Annotated in this window: 9 protein-coding genes; 4 read left to right on the top strand and 5 right to left on the bottom strand. The window is 61.7% G+C overall.

The features are described 5' to 3' along the window. Nucleotides 1-61 precede the first annotated feature (61 nt). From AB1446_06835 to AB1446_06825, 3 genes are all read right to left on the bottom strand, one after another. On the bottom strand, nt 62-1618 hold the full coding sequence (locus tag AB1446_06835) for a hypothetical protein (protein MEW6546613.1): 1557 nt from the start codon (nt 1616-1618) through the stop codon (nt 62-64). Between the two features lie 633 nt (nt 1619-2251). Then, entirely contained in the window at nt 2252-2578 is a 327-nt protein-coding gene (locus AB1446_06830; protein ID MEW6546612.1) for a hypothetical protein, read from the bottom strand. A 1499-nt stretch (nt 2579-4077) separates the two neighbouring features. Further along, a complete protein-coding gene (locus tag AB1446_06825; GenBank protein MEW6546611.1) occupies nt 4078-5094 on the bottom strand; it encodes a hypothetical protein in 1017 nt (338 codons plus the stop codon). A 237-nt stretch (nt 5095-5331) separates the two neighbouring features. Between AB1446_06825 and AB1446_06820 the strand changes: the two genes are divergently transcribed. Then, nucleotides 5332-5673: an ammonia-forming cytochrome c nitrite reductase subunit c552 gene (locus AB1446_06820; protein MEW6546610.1), complete on the top strand. Its 342-nt coding sequence runs from the start codon at nt 5332-5334 to the stop codon at nt 5671-5673. Beyond that, nucleotides 5555-5995 (top strand): ammonia-forming cytochrome c nitrite reductase subunit c552, encoded by a 441-nt coding sequence (locus AB1446_06815; protein ID MEW6546609.1) that lies wholly within the window; start codon nt 5555-5557, stop codon nt 5993-5995. The genes AB1446_06820 and AB1446_06815 overlap by 119 nt, the downstream gene beginning before the upstream one ends. A 240-nt stretch (nt 5996-6235) precedes the next feature. Here the strand turns inward: AB1446_06815 and AB1446_06810 are convergent, their stop codons facing one another. Next, nucleotides 6236-6403: a helix-turn-helix domain-containing protein gene (locus tag AB1446_06810; GenBank protein MEW6546608.1), complete on the bottom strand. Its 168-nt coding sequence runs from the start codon at nt 6401-6403 to the stop codon at nt 6236-6238. 76 nt (nt 6404-6479) lie between these two features. After that, nucleotides 6480-7103, bottom strand: coding sequence for a hypothetical protein (locus AB1446_06805; protein MEW6546607.1), 624 nt, complete (start codon nt 7101-7103; stop codon nt 6480-6482). Between the two features lie 225 nt (nt 7104-7328). Between AB1446_06805 and AB1446_06800 the strand changes: the two genes are divergently transcribed. Beyond that, on the top strand, nt 7329-7919 hold the full coding sequence (locus AB1446_06800) for a MarR family transcriptional regulator (GenBank protein ID MEW6546606.1): 591 nt from the start codon (nt 7329-7331) through the stop codon (nt 7917-7919). After that, entirely contained in the window at nt 7916-8476 is a 561-nt protein-coding gene (locus AB1446_06795) for an Rrf2 family transcriptional regulator (GenBank protein MEW6546605.1), read from the top strand. Before AB1446_06800 ends, AB1446_06795 begins: the two co-directional genes overlap by 4 nt. Nucleotides 8477-8502: the final 26 nt, after the last annotated feature.

The following is an 8502-nucleotide window of genomic DNA, read 5'->3' as shown; positions in this document are numbered from 1 at the left end:
GCTTGCCATTCCCTTCTAAACCTGAGGTGGGAAACCGCCCAGCCCCGTCATCTGTTGCAAACTATTTCCCCCTCAGGGTTATTCTAGTGACCCCACGTGATCTTAATGTGGCGAGGATTTCCTGATACGTCCGCAGGTCAGTTGCACCATACTGGCTGACCCTACTGAACTTCTCTGACCAGGCCTCAAGTATCCAGATCGCGTCCGCTGTGGACATTGTCCCGGGAAACGGGGCCGTTGTGAAGGTTACGAACTTGCCATTACGGCTGAGAGATACAAGTGAGCAGAACGAAGGCTCAAGCCACTCTTCCAGAAAACCTTCAGTTTCTATGAGGTAACCATTGTTGATCTCCTTGGAGAACTGAGGCAGGTAGATGTATTCGTGACCTCCTCCCGGGTTCCATCCCCAGATAAGGTAGTTTTCTATGCCGGCGGTATCGAGGATGGCATGAACGATACCGGACTGAATGGCACAGGTCCCGGCCCGGGAGAGCACACTGTCCTCTATGTCGTACCAGAAAAGTTCGGCCTGCCATACGGTTCGTCCGGTAGTCCACGGTCCACACCGGGCAATCTCGTAGTACAGGCCGGAAATTGCCCTTGCCTTCTCAAGGGGATCGGAGAACTCCTGTGCCGCGATCCATGCGGTGAGCGAGCTTACTCTGTTGGAATGAATCTGGAAAGTGTGACCGATGATGTAGAATTTCTGCCACTCCAGGCTTTCGAGGGCCCCCAAGTCAGTTGGAAAGTACGGGATGGCCTTCAAGGCTTCTCTATATGGCGAGAATTGGGCGCTCCTGTGCCTTGCCTTGGAGGCAGCCCATACGGCATAGGGAAGATCCTTTTCTGACAGCGCAGATAAAGGAGCTATTCCGGCGAGAAGGTCCTTCTCTTCCGAGGTTACACCTGCGGGCAAGAACGATGGAGAATCTGCGGTTCCGGATGCGGTCGAAGAGATTTGCCCGCTTAACTCACGTACCAGCTCTGCAAGAACATGATCCTTGGATGTGTCGTCCCGCCCCATGATGGGAAACCAGACGTATCGCTCGTTAAAGATCAGGATGGGCCTTGCGGAAACCGCCTCGGTCCGTTTTCCATCCGAATCCAGTAGACCGGAACCGGACAGCCAGAGGTATGCAGTCTCATCTTCTGAAAGGACAATATAGTTCCTATCAGACGGACCGGCAACGAAGTAGCGGAGGAAGGCCATCTCCAGCGAGGTCACCTTTCCATTGTCACGCTTAAGCACCACTGGAAGGGTACCGACTCTCTGATCGAGGAGGAAATAAGAAGGCACCCCTGAGGGATAAAGGTCTCCCCGCGCCACCACGCGGTACGCAGAGAGGTCGAGGGTAGACAGATCTAGCGGCGTGCCGGAAGTACCGACCCGGGCTTCTAAGCCAGCGGACCGCCTTTCTTCTCTCTCCAACTCCTCAGGTCTGTACGTCCAGGTTGGCGGATTGTATTCGTACAGTTCCTTCAAACCTTTTGTCGTCTTGGCAGTCTCGTAGAAGAGACGGTCGGCTCTGAGATATATCTCTGGGTGCTTGACTGCTATCGTTCTCGTCGCGTAAAGAGCTAGCCGGGCGATGTCGTCTTCTTTGGCTTCCGAATACAAGGCGGCGCCAGGCTGAAAGGTGGAGGGAATATGCGAGAGAGGGGTCGACATTAACCACGGGTTTAGTCATCACATAGTTGGGCCACCAATGTTGAAGCTCCTTACCGTCCTTATCACGCAGCGAGACCCTCAGCCAGAACTCCTTCCCGGGGTAGCTGTCACAGTGCCAAGTGATGGTGGATCCCAGGATCTCGATGTCTTTTCTAACTCGAATATCGCCTGTAATCAGGCTGCCGCCAAGACCGAGGTATAGCTCCTCGTTTGGGATGCGCTGATTGAATTCTACCGTTACATCGAATGTGCCTTCTGGTGACAACACCACTTTAGAGCCGGGCTCGGGTCGTATACTGATTACCTTTAGCGGCACGGTCCCCCACTCAGGTAAGGAAGTCTTGGGCCCGCTCGTTTCAGACGGTTTTTCACTCGAACATGCTCCCCCGAATACAAGGCTAGCTGCAACCAAAACTACTGCCAGTATCGACGTTTTCCGCTTGAACATGTCTAGCACGCCCTTTCTATTGCTTGTCAAACACCAGTTGATGCGACGCCTGAAAAAGTCGTGACTCAGCGTCTTCCCGTTCTATGATCCCGACAGGAAGTCTTTCGAACGAAGCTAAGAGGTCCGTGGGCACGTCAACGCCGGTCTGGTAATCCCTCGTTTATCCAGCGAATCGCCGCCAGCCGGCGGTTCCCTTCGATAACAACAAACTTCTCCTGCTGGAAATCGTACGGGCGTACAACCATCCTTTCCACATTCACGTAGCCGTTTCGCAGTATCGAGTGCTTCACACTTATAAGGTTTTCATCCCGCTTGAGTCGCGCATAGGCTCGCTCTTGGACAGAAGTCTCATGGAACCTCTCTTCGCGGGCCACCACGAAGTCTTCGAGATCCTGGAACCTAGGGTTGTTGGCGTCGAAGAGGAGGGCTGTGTGCGACAGAGTTTCCTCCCGAATATTCATCCGCGCTCCCTCCGGGAGAGTGGGGATTCAGGGTGTGGCGGGGTGCCGCTGACTTAACGCTGACAGCTCCCGCGAGCGCGGAGCGTCGGCACCTACCGCGCGAGCGGCGGCTCCGGGCCCCTTCTCGCACAGACCATGGAGCACCCTCCCAATGCCATAATTCGCCATCAATCCCGCTTACCCTCCTGGCTGTCGCAAAAGGTCCCCGCCTTGGACACCTCCCCGGGTTTGGCACCCGGCCTCGCGGGTGTGTGGCCGACGTCCTCTGTCATGCCAGATATGGGCAACGACATTCCTTTGGCGTCCGTACGAGCCCCCAACGTGTCTCCCGGGCGAGGAGTCGGAAGGCAAACCAGGACCCATGCTGAATACGTATTCCAGGACACCAGCGATGTATGAGGCCAAAGCTGACGGCGCTCGCACCCGTCCCTGCTGAGAGCCATCTAATCGCCACTGCGGCTGGATTACTGGTGACCGCTACCGTACTATAGGCCGGGGGAAGCACATGCCAAAGACCGAACTCGTATGGAACTGCGTTCCGCCCATCCGACGGACACTTGCCAATAGTCTGGGGGGTAGAAATCAGCCGGGTTAAGGGCGACGGAGCTCCAGAGGAGATCCTGGTCCTCCGCGCGCTGCCGGGCTAGGCTCGCAGCTCGTCTCGCGAGGGTCACCACCTGTTGGAGGGCCCCAAGTTCGTTACGAATCATTTCGTCCAACGGCCGCGTCAGCATTCGCCTCCGGCAGCCCCTATCCAACCGGAGCCCGCGGCCACCACTGCTGTCGGCCAGTAATCCATGCAAAACGCTACCTGCACTATGCTGTGACAACGGCGTACAAAGCACGATAGGGGGCCAGCAACGGCCGCTTACAACCGGGGCTAAAGCGCCGCCTTCCGGTCGCCCCCGGCCACGCCCCGCGAGCTCCTCTGGCACCACCAATCTTACCAGAACAAATGCCTCGGTCGCCCGCGAGAAAACGGGGCACGCCACGGTCCCTTCCAGACAAGCCTGCCCACGGCTTTCTCCAAGGTGGGTGAGCGACGGCTCGTGTACCGCGCCGTCGTGTTCAAGTCATTCGGGGACCCCACAGTAGTCTCCAGGCCCCAAGCGGGGCGGGGTCCGGCACGAAGCTCACTCCTTACACGAACCCAAGACCGAGCCTTACGGACCCAACTGGGGCCACCCATCAGTCCCCTCAGCAAAGTTCTCAAGCTCGCGTACGTCCTCCCTGCGCGAACGCAGGGGCTTGCAGGTCCAAGACCCACCTCACCACGTCCCGTCCTGACCAGCCTGCCCATCCCGACCGCGACCATAGGCTGCCCTCCCCTTGCAGAAGGCAATGTCTTTCCCGCAGCATCGCAGCGATCGCAAAAGCAACCCCCAACGCTAAACCTTCCACTAGTCACGTCCCACCCCTAGCGTGACCTTCCGGGTTAGCCGGTAGGCAAGGACGGAAACACAGGTGGCACAAGGGTTTAGGGCTTCGGAGTCCTGTTACTAACTGGCCAGCCTGTGCATCGCCTCCAGGTTCAGGGTTTGGGCCAACTTACGCTGCACCTCGTTCATTTCCGAGAGGGTGAAGGTGTCCTTCCTGCGCGCCTTGGGTGGGTAGATGTGAGCCACCTCGTAGATGCCCCCGAGTTGCTCCAGAATAGCGGCGATGCTCATGTCCAGCCCGGCCAGCGCCAGCCGGCGGCGCAGGAGCGAGGTCAGCGTCAGCGCCAGTACACAGTAGAAAGCATGCACCCGGATCTTCTGGTCCGTCCAGTGGTACATGGGGCTCCAGCCGATGAAGTGATGATCCTTCATGGTCCTGATCGACGCCTCGATGCAGCCCTGCCCCCGGTAACCCAGCACGATCTGTTCCGTAGTCCACTCCTCCCGGTTGGTAAACAGGATGTTCTTGCCGAAGTACTTCTCCACGTACTCGTCCCGGGCCTCATGGTCGATCTCGTACTCCAGGATGATGCGCCCGCCCTCCTCCCTCACCTGCCACTTCACCATCTGGTCCAGGGGTTTGCGCAGGATCTTACGCACCTGGGCCCGCACAGTGGCCACCGTGGGGGGCTTGCCGCAGGGCTTTGGCCGGGAGTACCTCTCGTCCAGCTTCCTCTTCAGTTCCCGCAGGCCCTCGTTTGCCTTGCGCAGGGCCAATACCAGGCCCTGCATCTGCCCCAGGTAAAGCGCCTCGTTGTACGTCACCACCACGGTGAAGAGTCTCCCGAACACCTCCTTGCGCGTCCGGTAGGCCAGCACACCGCCAAACTCGGGGCCTTCCAGGGGCCGGAACTCTGACCTCGGCACCGCCAGGAGATCGGGATGCTGGCTGGGAACCAGCGACCCCACGAACCCCAGCGCCTCCGAGAGCCGGGCTACGTTGTCCCGGGAGTTCTTCCCCTTGTCCAAGATGACCGTCACGTCCAGGCACTCGCCCGCCAGGGCCTTGTACCGCTCCACCAGTTCGTCCACCACCGACTCGAACTGGGTGACGTCCGGCCGGTTGCCCGGGTACACCCATCACCGGCTTGGCCGTCACGGTGGCGTGCAAACGGCCCGACCCCAACTCCAGGTTGGTCCCCCGATCCACGATCTCGCGCCCGCTCTCCAGTACGGCAGCCAGCCCCAGTTGCCGGAAGGTAAGCGTCAAACGAGACTGCAAATTCCGTCCAAATTAGGAGGAATTCGGCGATAGATGTAGAATGACACAGATATGGACAATTCATCCTCCGGCATACTCTCTGACTGGAAACAGTGACGGGGCCCCGCACCGATTGGACGTTCCTTCGCTGGCCTTGGCCAAGCCGAACATTGACCTTCCCGTGGGACAAAGGCTTCGATCCCGAAGACGAATACGCCTACTACCAGGACCTGGGATTCCGCGACTGGGTCCATCCCAGCGCGGGCACGCCTCTTCTCAAAGCCCAGCACCCCGACTTCGAAGTGTTTCAGGGCAGCGTCCACCAGGCAGCAGGGGCTGGCCTGTGCCGACTGCCACATGCCCTACCGGCGCGAAGGGAACGTCAAGGTCACTTCCCACTGGTGGAGCAGTCCCCTGCGCCACCTGGAGGGCACGTGCACCGTATGCCACACTGAGGACGTAGAACTCCTCAAGCAGCGGGTGTTCTACACCCAGGACCGCGTGAAGGACCTGCTCGACCGCGCCGGCCAGGCCCTGGCGGGTGCTATCGACGCTATTGCCAACGCACGTCAGACTCCGGGCGTCGACGCCGAGCTGATCCGCAGGGCTCAGGACCTGCACCGCGAAGCCCAGTGGTACTGGGACTGGTGCTCGGCGGAGAACTCCACCGGCTTCCACAACCCCCAGACGATCATGGCCACCCTGGGCAAAGCCATCGACCTCGCCCATCAGGCCCGGGCTGCCGCGCTGGCCGCCGTTGCAGCACAGGCACGCTAGCCATGATCTCCCCCACCCCGATGACAGCGAGTTGCGCCACGGTATGATAGGGTGCGCGGATGGCGTCCTCGGCCAGGAAGGCCTCGAACCCAGGGTGAGTACAGCGACGGTGAAGAAGGCCACCTGCTCCAGGGAGATGCGGCCCCAGTGGGCGCAAGCGGGATCAGTGTTGGGATGGCGGGCCGGCCACAGGCCGTCAGCCAGCACCACGGCGGCGTAAAAAACCAGGACGGCGCGCACTCATTGACCATGGTCAATTTGCACACCGGCCAGGTCGGCCAGCCCTGCCGGGTCGACTATACTGAGTTCCGTGCGGCTGATCCTGATCAAACCTTCCTCGGCCAGGCGGTAGAGCAAGCGGCACACCACCTCCCGGGTGCTGCCGATGAGGGCAGCCATCTCACCCAGGGTGAGCAGACGGCCACCCGGCCCCGCAGCCGTCCCGTGCCCCCATTCCTAGCGGCCGCCCCTTTGCGGTTTACGCTTACCCTGCCGGCTTGCTCCTGGCGAATCCCAGGGCGAAGCTGAGGGTCATGAGGAATAGCAGAGGAGCGAGAATGGCGAAGATGAAGCTGGCGGGCAGAATGGGTCTCCCCGCTTTGAGGAAGGCCAGGGCAATCCCCCCGATCCCGATCAGGGTGCCGCCCACCGTGACCAGGGCGAAGAACGGCGCCGCCCGACCCCGCCGGACGGCTACTAGGGGCAGGAAGAAGATGGTGAGGCCGGCCACGGAATGCACGATGGCGAGCACGGCGGTGCCCAAGCCAGCCGGTCCCACAAAGCGGGTCAGGGCTATGCCCAGCAGCCCCACCACGGCGAAGTTCAGGTACGTGCCCCCGTAGCGGGGAAAGTACTGGACCACCAAGCCCGTGGCCAGGGCCAGGGGAATCAGGGCCGCCACGATCACCACCAGGGGGCTGACCAGGACACCGTAGCCGAACCCGATGAGCAGCAGTCCGGCCACCAGGAGAACGCCAAATGAGACCATGTAGTAAACGTTGTGGCTGGCCTCACCCCCGGCTCGCCGGTGCTGGCCGGCGAAGAACCATACCAGGTAGGCAGCCACCAGGCCGGTGGCAAGGAGAACCACCCTGTCGAACACGCCCATAGAAAACCCTCCTTCCCGGATGGGGGTGGCAGGAACTTCGCCCCCGCCTTCAGCTTAGGAAGACCATCGTCCCCCCGGCATTGATGAACGTCAACGCCAGCACCTGGGGCGCCGGCACTCCAGTGCTGCCGGCCAGGTTTTGCCGAGCAGGACGTTGACAGGACCCATTAACACGATTATATTTTAACCAGGTTTAGCGTCATGCGAAAGGAGGCCAGCAACGGGATGCCGGGGACGCCGTCTCCAGACGCCACCACTGTTCAGACCAAGCTCACGGAACTCTTCTCCCGCGTGCTGCCCCGTCTCGGCGGCGGGAACGGCCAGATTTCCGCCAGCCAGCTCGCCTGTCTTCACTACATCGCCACTCACCCCGGGAGGACCGTCACGGACGTGGCGGGAGGGCTGCGCATTAGCAATCCCGCTGCCACCAAACTGGTGGACCGCCTGGAAGCACGCGGACTGGTGGTGCGCCTGCCCCGCACGGGCGACCGCCGCCAGGTACGCCTGGCCCTCACCCCGCGCGGGCAGGAAACCCTTGCCGAAGTTACCCGCAAGCGCAACCTGGCCCTGCTCCGCATCCTCCAGCGCATGGATCCCGGGGCCCGGCAGGCGCTGGAGGCAGGGCTGCGCGGCTTCCTGCACGCGGCCCTGCAGGAGCCGGCCGACCTGGAGCGGGTGTGCCTGCAGTGCGGCACCGAGCACGTCCCCTGGTGCCCCCTGAACGAACTCCACGTACAACTCACCGGCCGCAGCCTGCCGGTAGAGGCAGCGCCCGCGGACTCGCCTACGAGGTCGGAGGAGGAGGCGAGGACATGAGGCTGAGCAGGCAGTCTGACTACGCCATCCGGCTGGTGCTCGACCTGGCCCAGCAGCCCGGCCACAGCGGCGACATCAAAGGGGTGGCCGCCCGTCGGGGTGCGCCGGCGCCCTACCTGGCCAAGATCGCCCAGGCCCTGGCCCGGGCCGGCCTGGTCGTTGCCACCCGCGGGGCCCGGGGAGGAATCCGGCTTGCCCGCCCTCCCGCCCGTATCACCCTGCACGATGTGGTGGAGGCCGTGGAGGGCCCCATCGTCTACAACCGGTGCTTGCTGTGGCCGGGCGAATGCGACCCCGCCCGGCCCTGCCCGCTGCACCCCGTCTTCCAGGGACTGGCCCGGACGGTATCGGACTACCTCGTCACGCCGGTGGACGTGCTGTTCTACGTGGTGAAAGGTCAGGGCACCGTGCTCATCGGGGACGAAAGCGCCTCCGTGGGGGAAACCGACCTGGTAGTGAGTCCCAAGGAGATCCCCCACGCCCTGCGGGCCGACCGCGGGGAGGTCTTCCAGGTACTGGTGATCAAGACGCCCAACCCCGCCCACCTCGCGCACTAGACAAAGCTCAGGGCGTGCGGGTCACA

It is taken from the genome of Bacillota bacterium, from assembly GCA_040757085.1.
Classification (GTDB): domain Bacteria; phylum Bacillota; class Sulfobacillia; order JACIYH01; family JACIYH01; genus JACIYH01.
This window is presented reverse-complemented; position numbering and strand designations above follow the sequence as displayed.